Below are 19,492 nucleotides of genomic sequence, written 5' to 3'. Positions count from 1 at the left end.
TGAAACAGCGTTCAAGAGGGCGATAGCAACGCCTTTTCGGCGCTGCCGTCCCTTGAATTTCAGCATTTCCTGTCCATGACGCTGGTCTCGATTCCCGCCAATCCCGTTCCCGAAAACGTCGTCAGCGGCACCCTCAAGACGCCCGACGGTGCCGAGCTGCGCTTTGCGCGCTGGGCGCCGCCGGCAGGCCGCAAGGGCACGGTCTGCGTCTTCACGGGCCGCAGCGAATCCATCGAGAAATACTTTGAGACGGTGCGCGACCTGCGGGACCGCGGCTTTGCGGTGGCGATGATCGATTGGCGCGGGCAGGGTCATTCCGCGCGCCGGCTGCGCGATCCGCGCAAGGGCCACGTGCGCGCTTTTTCCGACTACGAGATCGACGTCGAGACGTTCGTGCAGCAGGTCGTGCTGCCGGATTGCCCGCCGCCTTTCTTCGCGCTCGCCCATTCCATGGGCGGCGCGGTGATGTTGCGGATCGCGCATGCCGGCAAACGCTGGTTCGATCGCATGGTGCTGTCGGCGCCGATGATCGATTTGCCGGGCCGCTCCACGTCATTTCCGGCGCGCGCGCTGCTCATGACGTCGCGGCTGTTGGGCCAGGGTGGCCGCTACGTTCCCGGCGGAAGCGATCGTCTCACCGGCATGGATCCCTTCATCAACAATCCGCTGACCAGCGATCCCGTGCGCTATGCGCGCAATGTCGCCATCCTCGAGGAGGATCCGACGCTCGGCCTCGCCTCGCCGACGGTCGCGTGGGCCGACACCGCGTTCCGCGCCATGCACACCTTCAAGGGCATGTCCTATCCGTCCGAAATCCGCCAGCCGATCCTGATGCTGGCGGCCTCCAACGACACCATCGTCTCGACCGCTGCAATCGAGGAGTTCGCGTATCACTTGCGTGCCGGCTCACACCTCGTGATCGCCGGCGCCAAGCACGAGATCCTCCAGGAGCAGGACCGCTACCGCGCCCAGTTCTGGGCAGCTTTTGATGCCTTTGTGCCCGGCACGCCGTTGTTTGGGTGACCAGCGGGCACTTCTGACATTATTGTGTCATCCCTCGAGACGCCCCTTCCGGCGGGCTCCTCAAGGTAAGGGCGGAACGCCTGTGAGAGAGCGAACTACAGCGTCTTCAGATATTCGATCAAATCGAAGCGCTCTTCGTCGTTCTTGAATATACGGCCGATCACGCCGGGGCGCTTCGGTTCGCCTTCCTTGAGCTCGAAGGAATGGCCGAGCACGCTGTTGCCCTGGATAGGATCCTTCTCCGACCCCGCCGAGAATTGCGTTTCGCCCGTCTCGCAGCGCTCGTCGGCGGTGACCGCAAAACCGACGGTCACGGGATCATAGTCGCGGCGGCCCATGCAGAACTTCGTCGGGCGCTCGCCTTGCGGCTTCAGCAGCCAATACAGCGAAGGCACCGAACCGTTATGCAGATAAGGCGCCGTCGCCCAGATGCCGTTGAGCGGCCGCGCGCGATAGCGTGGCCCGGGCGCCGGATTGAGACAATTCTTGCGCGCGAGATTCCACAATTTCGCCCGCTCGGCTTCCGGGGTCTTGTCGTCGTCCATCCACTTGCGGGCGACGAGGTCGACCACCGTCATGAGGCCGAGCGCATACACCATCTCGGTCGGCGAGCTCGCGGTCGGGATGTCGCATTGCCACCACGTCTTGAGGTCGGCCGTATTGACCTTCAGGAAGCCGGGCACATCGACAATCCTGTTGGTGAGCACGAGGGACTGTTCGGGATCCGTCTTGATTTCGTCGAGGGGAATCGTCACCGCGTTCAGCACCTTGCTGTCGCCGCTTGCCTCCCAATGCCCCGAGGACCAGAAGGCCGGGGTGTCGGCGGCTGGCAGGTGGCATCCGGAGCACATCTCGGCGTAGATCTTGCGGCCATTGTCGATCTTCTTCTGATCGAGCCGCCATGCATCGCCGAGAATCTGCGAGGGCCATTTCGGTGCCAGAAGGCCTCCGAATCTCGGGCCGCCAGAGGGATCGGATGGCTTGAATGGATCGGGGCCCCTGAGCAGGTCCTCGATCCAGCCGAGGGTCTTGATGTGAGCCGAGGACCGCCAAAGCGTGTCCTCCGGATAGGCATCGGATAGATTGAGCAGCGCCGTCACGCCGAGGGCTTCGCCGGCATTGCGGATCAGCGGCTGCTCGATCGAGGCGTCGTATTGGGCGAATTTGAACCACGGTACGGTCCAGATCGCGGGATAGCTGACGGGCGCGTCCTGGGCGTGCAGATTCTTCTCGAAGCCGCTGACCCCGCTCAACGCGAGATCCTGCGAGAAAACCTGGTTGCCGATGCGATTGAGCGCGTCGAGACGGCCGAACCCTTCCTCGGTGTCCTGCTGCTTCTTCTTGTCCCAGGTCAGCTTGTGCTCGATCGTGTCGTTGTACTTGTTCTGCCAATCGATCAGAAACTTGCCGATTGCGCTGAGCTTCTGCTTGAGCGCGTCGCGCTCCGCCTTGCTGGCTTCGGGCCCGAGCACGCGATCGGCAAAGCGCTGGAAGCGGAACGGGACGTACAGGGTGTAGGCGATCGACAGGCCGGTGGAGAGCTCGAGCTTCTTCAAATCGGTCATGGCCGGGCCGCCATCGAAGCGCACGTCCACGCCTTTGTAGTGGATCTGGCCTGTATGGCAGGCCGCGCAGGTCAGCCCGATCTTGTCCTCTTCGCGACGGCCCGTCGCAGGATCGACGACACCGGTCATCCGTGCAAAGCCGACCGGCAGGCCGTCGACGTTCTCCGCCGGCGTCCATCTGGTCGACCAGTCCGCCACCTGCGTCGTCTCATACACATTGGCGTAACCGAAGCGGCGCAGCGTTGTCACGTCGGTCTGGATCGACTGCGGACTGGGGATGAAGCCGAAGCGCTCGAGATAGGCGCTGTCCTTCATCATGCCCGGCCGCGAGAACAGATGGAGTCGCGGCTGCTCGAGTGCCATGAACCAGGTATAAGGCACCGGAAACGTCGCGGTGCCCTGGCTGGCGTGGTGGAACCAGTGCCGGTCCTTCAGCGACCAGTTTTGCTCGAGCCAATAGGCTGCCGTCGTCTCCGGGAGCGTGGGCAAGGGCGGCGGCAGAAGCTGCGCGAGTACTCCCTTCTGCGGCAGCATGGCGCGGACCTGGTTGGGGAATTCGGCGACCGCGACGAAGCCGGCGAGGCCGAGCGCAGCGATGAGCGCTCCGAGCGCGAACGCCCAGCGAAACCTGAGCTGGCAGGCCGACAGCAGCGGCTGCGTCAGGATGCGCTGGTTGATCCGGTTCGGAAATTTGCGCTCGTTGAACAGCGTGCGCACGTCGTCCACGCTGAGATAGCGGTCCTCGCCCTTGCCCTTACCCATGATCTTCAGGAGGATGGGCCATTCGAACTTCATCAACAGGGGGTAGTACCAGCGTGCGGCGCTGCCGGCGCGCTTGAGGTTGTCGCGCATGAAGGTTTTGATTTCCGACGCGTTGAGACCTCGCTCGGTATTGCCGCCGTCGGGATCGGTGTAGGTACGGCCGAAGCTCTCAAGCCGTGTGATCTCATCCTCGTTGACCTTGCCGTCGACGCTGAGGATGCGCGAGCCGGCGCCGAGCTTGTCCAGCGGGCTACCACGCAGCGCGTCGAGCTGCGCGCCCGACCAGATGCTCTTCAGGATGTGGCGGAAGCCGTTGGCCATGAGTGCCACCCCGCGGACCTGGATGCGGGCCGAGACCTTCTTCAGCCCCGTTTCGCCGCTCGCATTCGCAACGGTCTGCGACAGCGGGATGAGCGGCACAGTCCCGCCGTCGACGAAGCCTTCGCCGACGAGGCCGCGCAGGAACGGACAGGGATTGTTCGGCGAGACCTGGATCGAGGGGTCGAAGGGGGGCTTCGAAGCGGAGTCATCCATGGCCCAAATCCTGAAAACAACGAATCGTGAAAAGCAACGCGCCGATAGAGCGCGCAAAGTCCTAACAAACCGACAGCACGCTATACTACTTCAGCGTGTGACGAAGTGTGTCTGAATTCACTGTCGTGTCAACAAGAGCAGGCGGGAGGTCGAAGAACTGCAGAGGGAGGGTGGCCTGCCCTTCAGGAATCTGCGGCGCGTTTGACGTCGCTCTGGACGAGGCTGAGCTTGACGAGCGGGACGCCCGCTTTCAGGAGCCCTTCGCGGTAATGGGCGAGGTCCGGAGCCTGCTTCCAGTGAAAATTCCTCAGATGCCGTTCGACTGTCAGGCTCGGGTAGTTGCTCATCAGCACCTCGGCAGCCTCAGTGGCTTCCTCGGTCCGTCCGAGCTGCGCCAGTGCCGCGGCTCGGATCGCGAGCGCCTGCATGTGGTTCGGATTGATGTAGAGCTGCTCCCGGGCCCACGACAACGTCGCGTCATATTGGCCCAGCATGTAATGGCTGAATGCGTTCAGCGCCGCCCATTGATAGCGCGGATCGCTGTTGCCGCGCTGCGCCGCCATCGAGAACAGCTCGATCGCCTGGCGATGCTCGCCGATGACGAAGTGGCAGATGCCGAGCACGCCGCGTGCACCCATGTCGTAGGGATTGAGCGTGACCGCGCGCTTGGCAGCGTCCATCGCAGCCTCATAATGCCCGTCCTGTGCATGGACCCAGGACAGGATCGAGAATGCGAAGGAGGAGCGCGGGTCGAGCCGGACGCTGGTCTCAGCCAGATACATCGCCGCGACCCACATCTCGCGCGAGCCCTTGACCCAGCCGAACTGGATGCTCTGGAGCTGGATCGTCGCGAGATAGGCGTGCGCGATCGACAGCTTGGGATCGAGCGAGATCGCCTCCTTGAACAGCGCGATGGCCGTGTCGAAGTCCTCCTTGGTCTGCCGGTAGTAATGTGACAGCCCCTTCAGGAAGCGGTCCCAGGCGGTCACGTCGTTGGTCTGGCGCGCCGGGGCGGAGGCTTCCGCGCGGAAGATCTCGGTCGCGATCGCAGCCGACAGGCTGGTCGTGATCTCGTCCTGCATGGCGAAGAGGTCGCCGATGTCGCGGTCGTAGCGGCCGGTCCAGAGCTGCTCGCCGGTCTCCGGCGCGATCAGCTCGGCCGTGACGCGGATCTTGCTGCCGCCGCGCCGCACCGAACCCTGAATCAAGTAGGTCGCGTCGATCTCCCGCGCGATCAGGCGCGTCGAGATGTTCTTGCCTTTGAACGCGAAGGTCGAATTGCGGCTGAGGACGCGATAGAAGGATTGCAGGGCAAGCGCGTGGATCAGATCCTCGGTGAGGCCGTCGGAGAAATATTCGTCGCCGGCGTCGCTCAAATTGGCAAAGGGCAGCACGCCCACGATCGCGGTGCGATATTGCTGCGGCAGTGCGGAGACCTCTTTGGTCTGCATCGCCTGCGCGGACGTCCCGTCCGGCGTCCAGGTGAAGACGCCGACCGGCTCCTTGATGTTCTTGAAGCGGTGCGTGCCGGCATTGGCCAGTGGCACGTTGAGGTGCCGGCCTGCTTCGCCATAGGCCTTGGCCGAGATCGCGAAGCCCCCTGGGCTTGCCACGGATTCGAGGCGGACGGCGATGTTGACGTCGTCGCCAAACACCTCGTCCTCGTCTGCGATCACGTCGCCCATGTGGATCCCGAGCCGGAACTGCATGGCGCGGTCGGCGGGCAGGTGGTCGTTGCGCTCCGCCATCAGCATCTGCATCGCGATCGCGGCCTCAGTGGCGCCGACGATGCTGGGGAATTCGAGCAGGAAGCCGTCGCCGGTGTTCTTCACGACGCGGCCGCCATGATTGAGGATGATGGGATGGATCGCGCTGCGGTGGGCCTTGAAGGCGGCATGGGTGCCGGCCTCGTCGGTGCCCATCATGCGCGAATAGCCAGCGACGTCGGCGCAGACGATGGCGGCCAGGCGTCTTTCCATATCGTCGCGGGCTCCAAGGGATCGGGCACCAGCCACCGGCGTGGCCGTCTTCCGCGAATCCGTGCATTTCCAGAACCTAACCCTTATAGAGCACGCGCAGGCAAGCGGAAGTGTGATCCGCATTGCAATTTCGTCGCAAATCCTACGCAAATCCGGTGGTGGACGCAGCTCGGCGAACCAACTAAGCCAGCCGCTTGGGGTGGCGGTGAGGGACGCGAGACATGCTCGGCATTCACGAACTCTTGCTCTTCGTTCTCTCCGGCGTGCTGCTCAACATCACGCCGGGACCGGATACCGTCTACGTCATCGGGCGCAGCATGCAATTGGGCTGGCGCGCCGGTGCGTTGGCTACGCTCGGCATCAGTTGCGGCTGCTTATTCCACGTCACGGGCGCGGCAATCGGTCTCTCGGCGCTCTTGATGGCTTCGTCCACCGCATTCTCGATTGTAAAGCTGGTTGGTGCGGCCTATCTCGTGCTGACCGGCTTGCAGATGCTGTGGTCGCGGCCGGTGCTCGCGGGGTCCCTGACGCGCGAAGATGGGCGGACGCCGCTCCGGCGGGTTTTCCTCCAGGGCGTCTTCACCAACGCGCTCAATCCCAAGGTCGCGCTGTTCTTCCTGGCCTTCCTGCCGCAATTCGTCGCAGCCGATGCCCCGCAAAAGCCACTCGCCTTCCTGACACTTGGCCTGATCTTCATCTGCACGGGCACGCTGTGGTGCCTGTTCGTGGCGGCGTTCGCAGCGCGAGCGGCGCACCGGCTGCGGCAGTCCGAAGGCGTCATCGCATGGATCAACCGGTCGCTCGGTGGGCTCTTCGTCTATCTCGGCTTCCGCGTCGCGATGCTGGAAGCCCGTTAGAGCATCATCCGAAACCAGCGGCTTTCCCTCGCGACAAACGCGGTACGCGTTTGCGCGGAGATGCTCTACTGAGAATCAGGCAAACTCCTTCGCAAGCGCGCTACCGATGAGGTAGAGGCCGAGCAGGATCATCGCGATCAAGAACCAGCGGCGAAATGTCTCGGCCGGCATCTTCGAGCGCAGCGACTGGCCGATGAACATGCCGGCAAAGGCGCAGGCCATGGCGACGATGCCTGGCACGGCGTTGGCCGACGTCAGCAGCCCGCCCGCGGTGAGGTTGAAGGCGAGCGCGAGCGTTGCCACCGTGAAGAACACGCCGAGCGCCTGCACCAGCTCGTCCTTCTCCATCCCGATCGCCTGCATGAACGGCATCGATGGAATCACCTGCACGCCAGTCGAGGCCGAGATCACGCCGGTGACGACGCCCACCGCTCCGCCGACCCATTTCTCGTTCCTCGGCGCGACACGAAACTGGAACTTGTTCAGCCCGATGATCGCATAGATCACGAGGAGCAGGCCGAGCACCACCGTGCCGTAGCGCGAATAGGGGCCGGTCAGCGCGCCGGCATTGAGCCAGCTTCCGATTACGGTGCCGAGCATCAGCGGCCACAGCCGTCTGAGGATGTCGAGCAAATAAGGGCCGACGAAGGTCTGCCAGATGTTGGTGATGATTGCCGGCACGATGACAATGGCAATTGCCCGGCCGGGCGCCATGGTCACCGCGAGCAGGCCCATCGACACGGTCGGCAGGCCGAGCCCGATCACGCCCTTGACGAATCCAGCGAGCAGGAAGACGGCGGCAATCAGAACGATAAGCGGGTCGATCATGCCGGCAGATTGACCAATCGGCCGGGAAGACACAATCTGGAGGTTACGGAGTTAGCCTTCGTTCAACGCGAAGGCTGAAGGAGATGCCCGTGCGATTCGACCTTGTCGACCTCCAGCTCTTCATCGCGGTGGCGGATCAGCGCAGCATCACCCGCGGCGCCGAGCGCTCGCACCTGGCGCTGGCCTCGGCCAGCGCCAGGATCAAGGGCCTCGAGGACGCGTTCGGCGTCGCACTCTTGAAGCGTGGCCGGCGCGGCGTTGAGTTGACCGCCGCGGGTGAAAGCCTGCTCGATCATGCGCGCCTCGTCATCCACAATGTCGAGGCACTCCAGGGCGATCTCGCCGCCTATGCCAGTGGCGTGCGTGCGAGCGTGCTGTTGCTCGCCAACACATCGGGGCTGTCCGAGCACCTGCCGCGGGCGCTCGCGGCCTTCCTGCGCGAGCATCCCGACATCAATGTCGACGTCGAAGAGCGCGAGAGCGCCGATATCGCGACCGCGATCGCGAGCGGCGCTGCCGATCTCGGCTTCGCGGCCGAGCACGCTTTGCCCGACAGCATCGAGCGATTTCTGTTCAGCGAGGACCGGTTGACCCTGGTGGCCGCCCGGCGCAGCGAGCTCGGTAGTCGCCGTCAGATCGATTTCCAGGAGGTGACGGATCGCGATTTCGTCGGGCTCACGGCCTCGACCGCATTGCAGGTTCATATTTCCCGGCATGCGGCGAAGCTCGGCGCGCGTCTGCGTGTCCGGGCCCGCTTGCGCGATTTCGACGCGATCTGCCAGATGGTTGCCGCCGATGTCGGGGTCGCCGTCGTTCCGGAGACTGCGGCGAAGCGCTGCGCGCGGTCGATGCCGATCGTGCCGATCCGAATCCGCGATGGCTGGGCCAATCGGAGGTTGACGATCTGCGCCCGAAGCTTCAAGGCATTGCCGCGCCCCGCCAAGCAACTGGTGGAGTACTTGCGCGCCGCAGTTCGGAGCGGAGATTAGATGTTGAAGGTGTGGGGACGACGCAGCTCGTTCAATGTGCAGAAGGTGATGTGGCTAATCGGCGAACTCGGTCTCGCCCACGAGCACATCGATGCCGGGGGCTCGTTTGGCGGCCTCGATGCGCCGGAGTTTCTGGCGATGAATCCCCACGGCCGGGTTCCGGTCATCGATGATGGCGGGACTATCGTCTGGGAATCGCATGCGATCCTTCGCTATCTCGCGGCACGCCACGGAGCGGAGCGCTTTTGGTCGGAGGATCACGCTGTGCGGGCGCGCGTCGACGGCTGGATGGACTGGTCGCAGACGGCGCTCCAGCCTGATTTCCTGACCGGCGTATTCTGGGGGTTCTTCCGCACGCCCGAAGATCAGCGCAATTGGCCCGCGATCCGCACGGCCCTTGCCCGCTGCGCGGAGCATTTTGCCAAGCTGGACCGGCTCCTCGAACAGCGGCCGTTCCTGCTCGGTGCGGAGCTATCGCTTGCCGACATCACGGCCGGTACGTCGCTCTACCGCTATTTCGAGCTCGAGATCGAGCGGCCCGCATTGCCGGCGGTCGAGCGCTGGTACCGCACGCTGCGGGGGCGCGAGGCGTTTCGCACCCATGTGATGATCCCGTTCGGCGAATTGCGCGGCCGGCTTGCTTATTAGAGTCACTTCGCCGTCTCGACGCCGGCGTCCTTGATCACCTTGGCCCATTTCGCAGTCTCGTCTGCGATGAACTGTCGAAAATGCTCGGGGCTATCGCCGATCAGCGTCGCGCCTTGCGCGGCGAGCTTCTCCTTCACAGTCGCATCGGTCATCGCTTGCGTCGCGAGGCGGTGCAGCTTGTCGACGATCTCTTTCGGCGTACCCTTCGGCGCCACCATGCCGTACCAGTTCTCGATGCGTAGGGCCGGGAAGCCTGCTTCCGCGGTGGTCGGCACATCGGGCGCGGTCGGCGCGCGGTCGGGCGAGCCGACGGCGATCGGCCGGAGGCTGCCTGCTTTGATCTGCGGCAGCAGCACGGGAAGATCGAGGAAGGTCATTTGCACCTGCTGGCCCAGGAGATCGTTCACCGCGGGCGCAGCTCCGCGATAGGGCACGTGCACGATGTCGATCTTTGCGGTCAGCTTGAACAATTCGCCGGCAAGATGTGGCAGGCTGCCGGGTCCTGAGGACGCGAAGTTGAGCTTGCCCGCTTGAGCCTTCGCGAGCGCGACCAGCTCGCTCATGTCTTTCGCCGGCACGTTGGTTGCGACGACCAGCATCTCCGGCACGGTTGCGATCAGCGTGACCGGCGTCAGATCGGCGAGCGTATCATAGGCCACCTTCTCCATGCTCGGGCTGATCGCGAGCGCCCCGGCGCTGGAGATCGCGATCGTATAACCGTCGGGAGCGGCCTTTGCGACCGCATCGGTGCCGAGCACGCCGCCCTGGCCGCCGCGATTGTCGATCAAGACCGGCTGGCCCGCTATCTCGGACATGCGCTGGCCGATCACGCGCGCGATGATGTCGTTGGGGCCGCCGGCCGGGAACGGCACGATCAGCTTGATCGGCTTGGCGGGGAAATCGCCGGCCATCGCCAGCGACGGCAGGAGCAGCAGCAAACCCAGTAGCAATTCAAGGAGAAGCCTGCGTGAGACGGTCATGCAAGCCCTCCGCTCGCTTGTTATTGGTTGAGGAGTTTCAGCGCTTCTTCGTGCACGCGGGGATCACCGGCGGCGATGATGCGGCCGCCGCCTTGAGCCGGCTTGCCTTCCCAGGTCGTGACGATGCCGCCGGCACCGGTGACGATCGGAATCAGCGCAGCAATGTCGTAAGGCTTCAACTCGGTCTCGACCACGAGGTCGACGTGGCCGGCCGCCAGCATGCAATAGGAGTAGCAGTCGCCGCCATAGCGCGACAGCCGCGCGCCCTTCTCGATGCGGCCGAAGATGGCGCGGTCGCGCTCGTTCATCAGAAGCGGGCTCGTGGTGTAGGTCGTCGCTTCGGCAAGCGAGGCGCAGCGGCGGACCTGCAGACGACGCTCGCCGGAGGGGCCTTTATAATTGGCCGAGCCGTTGTCGCCGGAAAACCGCTCGCCGATGAAGGGCTGGTGCATCATGCCGAACACCGGCGCGCCCCGGTACAAGAGCGCGATCAGCGTGCCCCAGATCGGGAAGCCGCCGATGAAGGACTTTGTGCCGTCGATCGGATCCAGCACCCACACATAATCGGCGTCCTCCCGCTCATTGCCGAACTCCTCTCCGACAATGCCGTGCTGGGGGAAGTTAGCCTTGATCAGCCGCCGCATCACCGCCTCCGCGGCGCGGTCGGCCTCGGTGACGGGGTCGAAATCCTTGGTCTTGCTCTTGTCGTCGATGGACAGCGAGGTGCGGAAGAACGGCAAAATGGTTTCGCCGGACGCGGTGGCAAGCCGTCCAATGAAGGCTGAGAAATCGATCACCGTCACAGGGCCTGTCCCTTGAACCCGAAAGCCAAACGAATGCTGGCTATTGCCTAGCTCAAATCGAGACGCTCGGGCAGCGCTCTCTTGAATTGCACCCTGGTATTTTGGATCCAGTCCCCCGGCGCCTCCTGTCGAGCCATCCGCTGACCAAATATCGATCATGAGTTTGAGAGTTTAGTTCCGGGCATGCCTCGTTGGTATGCAAACGATAATCAACCCATTGAAATTCCTTATTAAAGAAACTGAATCCGGGTTTCTGCGGGGGCATTGGAGCTCTGTGTTTTTTGCATGGGAAATGGCTCAAAAGCCCTTGCACTTTGTGCAGCGCAGTCGCATATTATTGCGGTGCGGTAGCGCCTCGCGTTACCGCTGCCCTCCTTGGGCGTTTCCTCCCTAGACTTGGGCCGCTTGCTCATAACAAGCGGCCCTTTTTTCTTGCCCGCGTGCAGTGTCGATGGTTTTCATTTCGATGCGCGCATCGACGCGAAGCGAAAATCGGATCGCGTGTCGATGCGGCCGCCGTCGCGACCTGCGACAGGTACGAGAAAGACTGCCGCTTATTCGGCCGCGGCCTGGAACGGGCCGAGATCGCCGAACCGGATGGTCGTGGCGAGCACGTCCGACAGTATCGCGAAATCCGCTGCAACCTGGTCGAAGCGCGGGCCGCGCTCGCGCCGCCGCTCGTCCATATAGATCGCGCGGTTGAGCTCGAGCTGCACCGCGTGCAGGCCGCTCGCCGGGTTGCCGTAGTGCTCGGTGATGAAGCCGCCGGCATAGGGCTTGTTGCGCCCGACCGAATAGCCGAGCCCGCTCAGGGTCTCCTCGACCCGGTCGGGAAGCAGCGGCGTGCAGCTCGTGCCGTAGCGGTCGCCGATTACGACGTCGGGCCGGCGCGGCTCATCGCGGGAAACGCCGACCGAGGGCATGGAGTGGCAGTCGACTACCACCACGGTGCCGAACATCTGGTGCACCTTGTTGATCAGCCGCCTCAGCGCGCGGTGATACGGCTTGTAGAGCGTCTCGATTCGCGCCAGCGCGTCGTCGACCGCGATGCGCTCGCGATAGATCTCCTGGCCGTCGCCGACGACGCGCGGGATGGTGCCGAGCCCGCCCGCAACCCGCATCGAGCGGGTATTGGCAAAGCTCGGCAGCCGGCCCGAGAACATCCGCGGGTCGAGCTCATAGGGCTCTCTGTTCACGTCGACATAGGAGCGCGGGAAATTGACGCGCACGACCGGAAAGCCGCGGGCGCTCAAATGCCCGATCAGCTCGTCCATGAAGGAATCTTCCGAGCGGCGGAGCGTCGGCAGGTCGATGCGCGAGGCCGCCAAAAAATCGTCCGGATAGACCGAGCCGGAATGGGGCGAGTTGAAGATGATCGGCGCCCGCCACTCAGTGGGCTCGATAATCTCGAACGGTGGCGACAAGTCGCCGTCAAACCGGGTCATCTTGGTCAGTTTCGTCCCTCTGTATCCGCGACAATCCGGATTGGACTCGAACAGGCCGGCAAAGCGAGGCTCTTATGTGCGGTCATTGTCAGGAATCGCAACCATTCTGCCAAGTGAAAAGTACGGGTGCGGCGTTGGAACGTGTCTTAACCGTGCAGGCATGGCGGATGAGGGGCTCGATTGATTCGTGCCCCATTCCGGTTCACAAAGGGCGCACTGTGTGCGGCCGAGGGGCGCATTTTTCACCCGAAATTTACCCTCTGTCAGGCTTACTGAACTCTAGTAGTGTGTATCCGGGGATTCGACGTTTCCTGCCATGCCAAAAATCCTGCTCGCCGAAGATGACAACGACATGCGCCGCTTCCTGGTCAAGGCGCTGGAAAACGCCGGCTTTCAGGTCTCCTCCCACGACAATGGCATGTCGGCCTATCAGCGGCTGCGGGAAGAGCCGTTCGAGATGCTGCTGACCGACATCGTGATGCCGGAGATGGACGGCATCGAGCTCGCCCGCCGGGCATCGGAACTCGACCCCGACATCAAGATCATGTTCATCACCGGCTTCGCTGCCGTGGCGCTGAACTCGGATTCGGAGGCCCCCAAGAACGCCAAGGTCCTGTCCAAACCGGTCCATTTGCGGGAATTGGTGAGCGAAGTGAACAAGATGCTGGCGGCCTAAATCGGCCGCCTTCCGTCCTTGCGCGCGCTCCCCTGAGCCGTTATAGGGACCCCACCCGACTTTGGACATCTAGGGCACGTAGCTCAGCGGGAGAGCACTACCTTGACATGGTAGGGGTCACAGGTTCGATCCCTGTCGTGCCCACCATCCTTCGCTCGCGAAGCGAGAGAAGGATGCCGCGCCGAAGCCCATCGGGCGGAGGCGGGCTTTTGTCGCGAGCTACGGCTCGGCAAGCCACGATGTTACCTTGGGGTAAGCCAATTCCATCAGTGCGAAGTGTGTCCGGCGCAGCTTGAGCGAAGCGAAAGCGCAGACGGACTGGGGCCGCTGGAACAGGCCGACGGCAACCGGCATTGGTTCACCATGCCGAAAACCTTCAAGACGGGCGATCACGTGAGCTGGAATTCCGAGGCCGGCCGGGTGCGCGGCCACATCCTGCGGGTGCACCGAAAGGATGTGACCTGCAAGGGCTACGTCCATCACGCGAGCCCGGACGATCCGCAATACGAGATCAGGAGCGACAAGACTGATCACGTCGCCCTCCACAAGGGCCGCGCGCTGCGATTGTTGCGCAGCTGATGGCGCGTTCCTGCGCGCAGCCCGGATAGGTTTCGTAGCCCGGATTACGCTGCGCTCCATCTGGGCTACGCTCGCTTCTCCTTCATCTCGGACGCGAGGCCGCCATGAGCGTTTCCGTCATTGAGCAGGCAAAAATCCAGGCCCAGGTCCTGATCCCCCTCGTGAAGGCGCTCCAGCTGGAATTGGGCGAAGCACGAGCGAACGCGCTGGTGCGCAACACGCTCGGCGATCTCTATCGCCGCTACGGCGAGGAGTTCTGGCGGGCGAAGAACGAGCCGGATCTCGGCAAGGCCGTGTCGTCCGCGTTCAGGAGCTACGCCCGCGACGACGCGCTCGAGCTCGAAATCATCGAGCGGTCACACGATGCGTTCGCCTTCGACGTGACGCGATGCGCTTATGCGGAGTTCTACAAGGCGCTTGGCGAGCCCGAGCTCGGCTTCCTCCTCGTGTGCACTGCCGACTTTGCGACCGCGGAAGGGTTCGGCCCCGACATCAGCCTCACGCGCACGCAGACCATCATGCAGGGCGCCGGTCATTGCGACTTCCGTTATCGGCGAATGCGCCGGTAGCGGACTAGTTGGCCGACGTCACCTCGTCCGTCCGGTGCCTGATGGAAATGTTCTGCTCCACGGCCTTTGCGAGTACCGTTCCCGTCGTGCGACCCAGCTCCTTTGCAATCATCGTCACGGGCATTGTGCCTGCGAGCGTCTTAAGTTTCTTGATGTCTTCCTCGTTCCAGGACTTTTTCCAGCTCGGCATCGTCCCCAATCCCGCTCATGACTGCTCCCCCGACTCACCCGTACACATTATGGTAGAAGCCGATAGGGAATGCATCTGATGTGGCTGCCGCGGGGTGTTCGTCCGATGATACGGGGTGTTCCGTCAGTGCGCGACGGTCTGGCACAAACTGCACTTGTCATCTCCACGACGCGCGTCGGCGAACGATCAACGAAGGCGATATGCCTTGCGATGGCGATGCTGGTGCTGATCGCGTCGGGCGCCGAGGCGCGAATCATCGACTGGCAGGCCGAGCTCGAACGCTGCCGCGCGCTGCGCGAGAACATGGCGCCGCTGCTGCTGGCCGGCGAGGGGACGTCGGGCGTTGCGCGTTCAGGCCGAGCCGCCCGCCGCTGCATGTGGATCGAGCACAGGGCGGCGCGCAAGGGGATCACGGGGGTGGATACGCGGTAGCGCCGGCTGCGATGCCTGCTCTGGCGCGATGCCGGTACATCCCGTCATGGACCGATCATCGCCCATGTTCGTCTACGTTCCCCTGTACTAAAGACCGATGGCACAAGGTACACTTGTCGCACGTAGGGGTTGCGTTTTGAAATCAGAGCTCACACCGGCAGGGTTGAGTGATGGCTGAGGAAACACAGGAATTGCCTCCCGAGATCACCGAGTTGTTCGTGGCGGCGGAAAAGCTGCCGTTGGGCAAGAAGCGCGATGAATTGCTTTGGAAGGCGCTGGAATTGGAAGCCAAGTTTAAAATGGAGCGCTGGGTCAATTCATCAGGGTTGCGCCCGCCGCGCAATGTCGGAAGTGGGGACTGATTGACTGCATTGTCCCAGCGCTCCCAAACGCCGCGCTAAGCGCCTCATTCACGTAGACCGGCTGCGTGCAACGCACTGAGTGGGGTAGACCCGTTCAACATCGATAAGATCGTGCGCGCGAGATCAGATGTCCGTTCCACCAACCGGTCGGCGCCGGCCGCTTCAAGTTCGTCCCGGCTGCCATATCCCCAAAGCACGCCAAGACAGCGCATATTGACCGCGCGCGCCCCGACGATGTCATGCCTGCGATCGCCGACCATCAGGCCGTGCGAAGCGACGACATCCTGGTCAGATAGGATATGGGCGAGGAGCTCAGGCTTATGATCCAGCCTGCCGCCGGGCACCGAGCCGTAGATGCCGTCGAAGTACGTTGCCAGTTTCAGATTGTCCAGGATGCGCCGGGCAAAGACTTCACGCTTCGATGTAGCGAGGTAGAGCCGCAATCCGGCTCGCCGCATGTCCTGGAGTGCGCAGCAGATTCCGGGATAAGGCTCGCTTCCGAGCAGGCCGCTTTCGCCGTAATGCTGCCGATAGGCCACCACGGCTTGATCGACCCGGTCGTCGCCGCGCGCCCTTAACAAAGCTTGTAGCATCTCTTCGAGCGGAGGTCCGATGGCGCGCTTGATGTCGAGCGCTGCGCCGGGATCGTGTCCGAGCGCGCGCAGTGTGGCTACGCAGCTTGCGAAAATGCCCGGCTGCGAATCAACCAGCGTTCCGTCGAGATCCAGGAGTACGTAGCGGGCTGGAGTCATACTTCGAAATCCTGCTCTCGGCGCGATGGGCCAGCCTTCAGCTGAGATCGTGGAGATCCTTGCCGAGCGGCGGTGTCAGCTGGAAAGTCGAGAAAGCGACCTTCAATCCGGACCGCTCGGGCGTGCAGGCCATCGGTCCCACCAGGTAGGAGTTCGCCCTGGGAAACGGCGCCAGACGCATCAGTGGCCAAAGCTTGCCATCGGCCGAAACCTGGAGGCGAACGACCCCGTTCTCGACGGTCGCGCGCAGGCGGAAGTCACGGGCATCCTGCTCATAGGGCGCGGTCGCCCAATCGGATCGCCCGTCGGTCAGCACGCTCGCAAGCATGGCGCGGCCGTCTGAAAACTCGATCCCGGCCTTGACCCAATGCTCCGCGTCGATGCGGACCATCATGCCCGCCTGGTCGTAGAGGGCCTGGAAGTCGCCCTGCACACGCAGCTCGGCAGTGAACGCCGCGCCGGTCGGAAAGCCCAGGAAATGCCCGCTGTCGCGGTTGAAGCCGTAGTGGGTTTCCCGCCAGAAATCGGTGGCGTTATCGGTGACGATCTGCAGGCCGTCGCCGTGCGCAGTCCATCGTTCCGGCTCATTGAGCCAGATACCGTCGCTTCTGCGAAAGATTGGATCGCTCATGTTGGACCTCGATTGGCAGCGCTGGCCAGTCTTGCGCGATCCCGATGCCGGCATCGCATGATGTGATCAGTCTGACCATGGGTCAGAATCGGATTCGCATGTAAACGCAGAAGGCCATTCAATCACCGCGCAGGCACTACCGAGCAATGCCTTCAATGGCGCGGCGGGTCAACTTCTGCGCAAGGCGTCAGCGGTGTTTGACGCCAAAGACAGGCCGGATGATTTCATTAATCTCGGCGACGCAATCTCCTGGATAAACTCTCTTAGTGCCTCGGTATCGAACGGCTTACGCAGTATTCTTAGATTTGGGGGAACTGCTTTTGCCGCGTCGCTGTATCCGGTCGTAAGGGCTACAGGTAAGTTCGGATAACGCGACCGAATTTCTCTCGCGAGTCCGACGCCATCGATGGTGCCCGGCATGACGATATCGCTGAAGACGAGATCGATCTTTGTGCCGGCTTCGAGCAGTTCTAATGCCGTTTCGGCCGAATCTCGGTAGATGGTCTCATAGCCCAGATGCTCGAACAGTGAGGATGTCACATCCGCCACATCAGCGCTGTCGTCGACGACGAGAACAGTCGGACGCTGCGAATGACGTGATCTTGCTTTGGCAGCGGAGAGCTCCTTGTCGGCGATTTGCTCGTCTGCACGCGACGGCAAATAGACTGTAATCGTCGTTCCTCGTCCGACCTTGCTGTCTGCCGCCACCGTGCCGCCGGCTTGGTGTGCAAAACCATAAACTTGGGACAAGCCGAGTCCGGTTCCTTTGCCGACCTCCTTGGTTGTGAAAAATGGATCAAACATCTTGGACAGAAGATTGGGCGGAATACCAGTACCCGTATCGCTAAAGGCTATCGCGTAGAAGGTCTCTCCCGGTCGACTGTCGCCAATCTCCTGATCCACGGTCACGCTGTTCAAGGACAATGTGAACGTGCCGCCGTTTGGCATTGCGTCGCGAGCGTTAACGGCGATGTTCACAATCGCAAGTTCCAATTCGGCGAGGTCCACCTTAACCGGCGAAACGCCCTCGCCAATGCTTTCCTTGTACACAATGTTCCCGCGCAATGAGCTCTCAATCATCGTGCGCATGTTCTTTATGGAAGCATTTAGATCAACGACCGTCGGGCTAAGATGCTGATGACGAGAGAAAGTCAACAATTGGCGCGTGAGACTCTCTCCGCGCTTGGCTGCGCTCTGTATCGCTTCGATTGCTTTTGGTAATTTCGGATCAAGCAGGCGAGCAAAGATCTGAGCACTGCCTCCAATGATCATCAATAGATTGTTGAAGTCGTGTGCAATCCCGCCGGTCAGTTTGCCGATTGCCTCCATTTTCTGCGACATCGCGAGCTGTTCGCGCGCCTGAAACAGTTTTTCCTCCGCGTCGCGTCGCTCGGTTGCATCCCGGAGTATGTTGATAAATCCGATCAGATTTCCTGCGTCGTCAACACTTGCTGACACCGAGCCGGTAATGAAGAACGGCGTGCCGTTTTTCCTGATCCGCCAACCCTCAACGTCGTGCTTGCCTTCTTGGAAAGCCGACTCCAATGCGCGGGCTGGCGCGCCGGCGCGGCGTTCATCCGGTCGGTAAAATATCCCAAAATGCTTGCCGATAATTTCTTCCGGGGCGTAGCCGATGATCTTTTGTGCGGTGCTGTTCCAACTTGTGACGTGCCCCTCTCTATCAAGGGCAAAAATGGCGTAGTCGACAACGCCTTCGATAAGAATTTGGAAGTGGCGTCTAACGCTGTCGAGTGCCAAACTTTTCCGCTCAATCTGACGGCTCAGTTGATGCTGAAGGGAAAGCAAATGGGCTTCAGTGTCTTGGCGTTTCGCTATTGCTGCGGCCAAAGCAAGGGGCGGCACTGATACGCTGATCGAAAGCACGAATAGCGCTAATAGCGATCCCTCCGGATCCGTCTTCGGAAACGGATCGTTACCCGCCGAGAAGCCCCACACGGCCATGCCGAGGAAAATGAGCGCAGCGGTCGCCACGCCGCATCGATTGCCGCGCAAACCAGCCCACATCAGGGGCAGCAAAACCAGAAAGCCTAGAAAGCTCCGATACGGCAGCGGCACATTGAGGGCGCTGCTGATGAGGTCGCTACCGACGAGCGGGCTGTAAGCAATGATCCCGATGATGCTCACGAGAGCAGATACCGCGATCGATTCCAACAGATTCCACTTCGAAGAACTACGCAGGCGCTCCATCGCCCAAAGCACGACGACCGGCGCAATTACTAAGGTCCCCACCGCGTCTGCAAGCCACCAGGTTAACCAGGTGACGACGGAATCGGAAGGATTCAATGTGTTGGCGAGAATGAAACCTGCCACGACGATGGCTGAACTCATCACCGTGGTCGGCACAAAGGAAATGATTGTAAATCTTGCGATACCGGAAGAGGAGCTGAACGTCTGGCGACCATTCGACCAGCGGCGAATCAGCCATGTCCCGACAAACGCAGCGAGGAGAGGGCCGATCCCGACGGAGCCAGACTCCAAGAGCGAGCGGCCGGTCATGAGATAAGGAGAAACGGACCCCACCAAAATCGCCGGCCAAATCCGGTAGCCGCGCAGCAGGACCAGTGCGAGCGCAAACCCGGTCGGTGGCCACAACGGTGTGGCGGTGGGGTTTATCGTGGGTAGTAGCAGCGCGGACTCGGCAAGGCCAAGATAAATCGCGGCGACCAGTAATAGCTCGACCAAATAAGATGCAGCACTCCGAGTGCTACCGGCTCTGCCGAACGTTGCCCTTTCCATCACAAGCCTTTTGCGGTGGGCGCCTCAAAGTGCGGTGACGGGACCTGGCCCGCGGTCCAATGTCACCCGAAACAGGGCGGTCGCAGTTCCTCGGCTTCGGCGACCTGCCAAGCACTCAATGCAGTTTTGAC

General features: G+C 62.3%; 19 protein-coding genes and 1 tRNA gene. 10 read left to right on the top strand and 10 right to left on the bottom strand.

The window, feature by feature from the left end:
* The first annotated feature begins 75 nt into the window (after positions 1-75).
* Complete coding sequence (locus SO180_RS04125; RefSeq protein ID WP_449377540.1) at positions 76-1,023, top strand: alpha/beta fold hydrolase; 948 nt, start codon at positions 76-78, stop codon at positions 1,021-1,023.
* A 95-nt stretch (positions 1,024-1,118) separates the two neighbouring features.
* On the opposite strand, the gene SO180_RS04120 is transcribed toward SO180_RS04125, so the two are convergent.
* Both SO180_RS04120 and SO180_RS04115 read right to left on the bottom strand, forming a co-directional pair.
* A complete protein-coding gene (locus SO180_RS04120) occupies positions 1,119-3,884 on the bottom strand; it encodes a di-heme-cytochrome C peroxidase (RefSeq protein ID WP_449377539.1) in 2,766 nt (921 codons plus the stop codon).
* 182 nt (positions 3,885-4,066) lie between these two features.
* Complete coding sequence (locus SO180_RS04115) at positions 4,067-5,863, bottom strand: adenylate/guanylate cyclase domain-containing protein (protein WP_449377538.1); 1,797 nt, start codon at positions 5,861-5,863, stop codon at positions 4,067-4,069.
* A gap of 221 nt (positions 5,864-6,084) precedes the next feature.
* Here SO180_RS04115 and SO180_RS04110 point away from each other — a divergent pair, with 221 nt between their 5' ends.
* A complete protein-coding gene (locus SO180_RS04110; RefSeq protein ID WP_449377537.1) occupies positions 6,085-6,720 on the top strand; it encodes a LysE family translocator in 636 nt (211 codons plus the stop codon).
* 75 nt (positions 6,721-6,795) lie between these two features.
* On the opposite strand, the gene SO180_RS04105 is transcribed toward SO180_RS04110, so the two are convergent.
* Positions 6,796-7,548: a sulfite exporter TauE/SafE family protein gene (locus tag SO180_RS04105; protein WP_449377536.1), complete on the bottom strand. Its 753-nt coding sequence runs from the start codon at positions 7,546-7,548 to the stop codon at positions 6,796-6,798.
* An 89-nt stretch (positions 7,549-7,637) separates the two neighbouring features.
* Here SO180_RS04105 and SO180_RS04100 point away from each other — a divergent pair, with 89 nt between their 5' ends.
* Positions 7,638-8,537, top strand: a complete 900-nt coding sequence (locus tag SO180_RS04100; RefSeq protein WP_449377535.1) for a LysR substrate-binding domain-containing protein — start codon at positions 7,638-7,640, stop codon at positions 8,535-8,537.
* Entirely contained in the window at positions 8,538-9,185 is a 648-nt protein-coding gene (locus SO180_RS04095; protein ID WP_449377534.1) for a glutathione S-transferase family protein, read from the top strand.
* Between the two features lie 2 nt (positions 9,186-9,187).
* Here the strand turns inward: SO180_RS04095 and SO180_RS04090 are convergent, their stop codons facing one another.
* From SO180_RS04090 to SO180_RS04080, 3 genes are all read right to left on the bottom strand, one after another.
* The gene (locus SO180_RS04090; protein WP_449377533.1) at positions 9,188-10,165 is read right to left on the bottom strand and encodes a Bug family tripartite tricarboxylate transporter substrate binding protein; all 978 of its coding nucleotides are present in this window, start codon (positions 10,163-10,165) and stop codon (positions 9,188-9,190) included.
* Positions 10,166-10,185: 20 nt separating this feature from the next.
* Positions 10,186-10,968 (bottom strand): histidinol-phosphatase, encoded by a 783-nt coding sequence (gene hisN / locus SO180_RS04085; RefSeq protein ID WP_449377532.1) that lies wholly within the window; start codon positions 10,966-10,968, stop codon positions 10,186-10,188.
* A gap of 554 nt (positions 10,969-11,522) precedes the next feature.
* Positions 11,523-12,413 (bottom strand): N-formylglutamate amidohydrolase, encoded by an 891-nt coding sequence (locus SO180_RS04080; RefSeq protein ID WP_449377531.1) that lies wholly within the window; start codon positions 12,411-12,413, stop codon positions 11,523-11,525.
* A gap of 316 nt (positions 12,414-12,729) precedes the next feature.
* On the opposite strand from SO180_RS04080, the gene cpdR reads away from it, so the two are divergent.
* The 4 genes from cpdR (at position 12,730) to SO180_RS04060 (ending at position 14,237) form a co-directional block, all read left to right on the top strand.
* Positions 12,730-13,089 (top strand): cell cycle two-component system response regulator CpdR, encoded by a 360-nt coding sequence (gene cpdR / locus SO180_RS04075; protein ID WP_254105854.1) that lies wholly within the window; start codon positions 12,730-12,732, stop codon positions 13,087-13,089.
* 72 nt (positions 13,090-13,161) lie between these two features.
* Positions 13,162-13,236 (top strand) — tRNA-Val (locus SO180_RS04070).
* A 216-nt stretch (positions 13,237-13,452) separates the two neighbouring features.
* On the top strand, positions 13,453-13,668 hold the full coding sequence (locus tag SO180_RS04065; RefSeq protein ID WP_449377530.1) for a hypervirulence associated TUDOR domain-containing protein: 216 nt from the start codon (positions 13,453-13,455) through the stop codon (positions 13,666-13,668).
* Positions 13,669-13,772: 104 nt separating this feature from the next.
* Positions 13,773-14,237 (top strand): L-2-amino-thiazoline-4-carboxylic acid hydrolase, encoded by a 465-nt coding sequence (locus tag SO180_RS04060; RefSeq protein WP_449377529.1) that lies wholly within the window; start codon positions 13,773-13,775, stop codon positions 14,235-14,237.
* A 4-nt stretch (positions 14,238-14,241) separates the two neighbouring features.
* Here SO180_RS04060 and SO180_RS04055 read toward each other — a convergent pair whose 3' ends face one another.
* The gene (locus tag SO180_RS04055) at positions 14,242-14,427 is read right to left on the bottom strand and encodes an SANT/Myb-like DNA-binding domain-containing protein (protein ID WP_449377528.1); all 186 of its coding nucleotides are present in this window, start codon (positions 14,425-14,427) and stop codon (positions 14,242-14,244) included.
* 105 nt (positions 14,428-14,532) lie between these two features.
* Between SO180_RS04055 and SO180_RS04050 the strand changes: the two genes are divergently transcribed.
* Together SO180_RS04050 and SO180_RS04045 are read left to right on the top strand one after the other, a co-directional pair.
* Positions 14,533-14,859 (top strand): hypothetical protein, encoded by a 327-nt coding sequence (locus SO180_RS04050; protein WP_449377527.1) that lies wholly within the window; start codon positions 14,533-14,535, stop codon positions 14,857-14,859.
* Positions 14,860-15,029: 170 nt separating this feature from the next.
* Entirely contained in the window at positions 15,030-15,221 is a 192-nt protein-coding gene (locus tag SO180_RS04045) for a hypothetical protein (RefSeq protein WP_449377526.1), read from the top strand.
* Between the two features lie 44 nt (positions 15,222-15,265).
* Here SO180_RS04045 and SO180_RS04040 read toward each other — a convergent pair whose 3' ends face one another.
* From SO180_RS04040 to SO180_RS04030, 3 genes are all read right to left on the bottom strand, one after another.
* Positions 15,266-15,973, bottom strand: coding sequence for an HAD hydrolase-like protein (locus SO180_RS04040; RefSeq protein ID WP_449377525.1), 708 nt, complete (start codon positions 15,971-15,973; stop codon positions 15,266-15,268).
* Positions 15,974-16,010: 37 nt separating this feature from the next.
* Positions 16,011-16,604, bottom strand: coding sequence for a DUF1349 domain-containing protein (locus SO180_RS04035; RefSeq protein WP_449377524.1), 594 nt, complete (start codon positions 16,602-16,604; stop codon positions 16,011-16,013).
* A gap of 168 nt (positions 16,605-16,772) precedes the next feature.
* A complete protein-coding gene (locus SO180_RS04030) occupies positions 16,773-19,307 on the bottom strand; it encodes an MASE1 domain-containing protein (protein WP_449377523.1) in 2,535 nt (844 codons plus the stop codon).
* Positions 19,308-19,492: the final 185 nt, after the last annotated feature.

The sequence above is a fragment of the Bradyrhizobium sp. UFLA05-112 genome (assembly GCF_053572325.1).
This window is presented reverse-complemented; position numbering and strand designations above follow the sequence as displayed.

Excerpts from the sequence above, each read along its gene's own strand:
- SO180_RS04125 (WP_449377540.1), top strand. The coding sequence starts at position 76 with ATGACGCTGGTCTCGATTCCCGCCAATCCCGTTCCCGAAAACGTCGTC.
- SO180_RS04120 (WP_449377539.1), bottom strand. The coding sequence starts at position 3,884 with ATGGATGACTCCGCTTCGAAGCCCCCCTTCGACCCCTCGATCCAGGTC.
- SO180_RS04115 (WP_449377538.1), bottom strand. The coding sequence starts at position 5,863 with ATGGAAAGACGCCTGGCCGCCATCGTCTGCGCCGACGTCGCTGGCTAT.
- SO180_RS04110 (WP_449377537.1), top strand. The coding sequence starts at position 6,085 with ATGCTCGGCATTCACGAACTCTTGCTCTTCGTTCTCTCCGGCGTGCTG.
- SO180_RS04105 (WP_449377536.1), bottom strand. The coding sequence starts at position 7,548 with ATGATCGACCCGCTTATCGTTCTGATTGCCGCCGTCTTCCTGCTCGCT.
- SO180_RS04095 (WP_449377534.1), top strand. The coding sequence starts at position 8,538 with ATGTTGAAGGTGTGGGGACGACGCAGCTCGTTCAATGTGCAGAAGGTG.
- SO180_RS04090 (WP_449377533.1), bottom strand. The coding sequence starts at position 10,165 with ATGACCGTCTCACGCAGGCTTCTCCTTGAATTGCTACTGGGTTTGCTG.
- SO180_RS04080 (WP_449377531.1), bottom strand. The coding sequence starts at position 12,413 with ATGACCCGGTTTGACGGCGACTTGTCGCCACCGTTCGAGATTATCGAG.
- cpdR (WP_254105854.1), top strand. The coding sequence starts at position 12,730 with ATGCCAAAAATCCTGCTCGCCGAAGATGACAACGACATGCGCCGCTTC.
- SO180_RS04065 (WP_449377530.1), top strand. The coding sequence starts at position 13,453 with ATGCCGAAAACCTTCAAGACGGGCGATCACGTGAGCTGGAATTCCGAG.
- SO180_RS04060 (WP_449377529.1), top strand. The coding sequence starts at position 13,773 with ATGAGCGTTTCCGTCATTGAGCAGGCAAAAATCCAGGCCCAGGTCCTG.
- SO180_RS04055 (WP_449377528.1), bottom strand. The coding sequence starts at position 14,427 with ATGCCGAGCTGGAAAAAGTCCTGGAACGAGGAAGACATCAAGAAACTT.
- SO180_RS04050 (WP_449377527.1), top strand. The coding sequence starts at position 14,533 with ATGATACGGGGTGTTCCGTCAGTGCGCGACGGTCTGGCACAAACTGCA.
- SO180_RS04045 (WP_449377526.1), top strand. The coding sequence starts at position 15,030 with ATGGCTGAGGAAACACAGGAATTGCCTCCCGAGATCACCGAGTTGTTC.
- SO180_RS04040 (WP_449377525.1), bottom strand. The coding sequence starts at position 15,973 with ATGACTCCAGCCCGCTACGTACTCCTGGATCTCGACGGAACGCTGGTT.
- SO180_RS04035 (WP_449377524.1), bottom strand. The coding sequence starts at position 16,604 with ATGAGCGATCCAATCTTTCGCAGAAGCGACGGTATCTGGCTCAATGAG.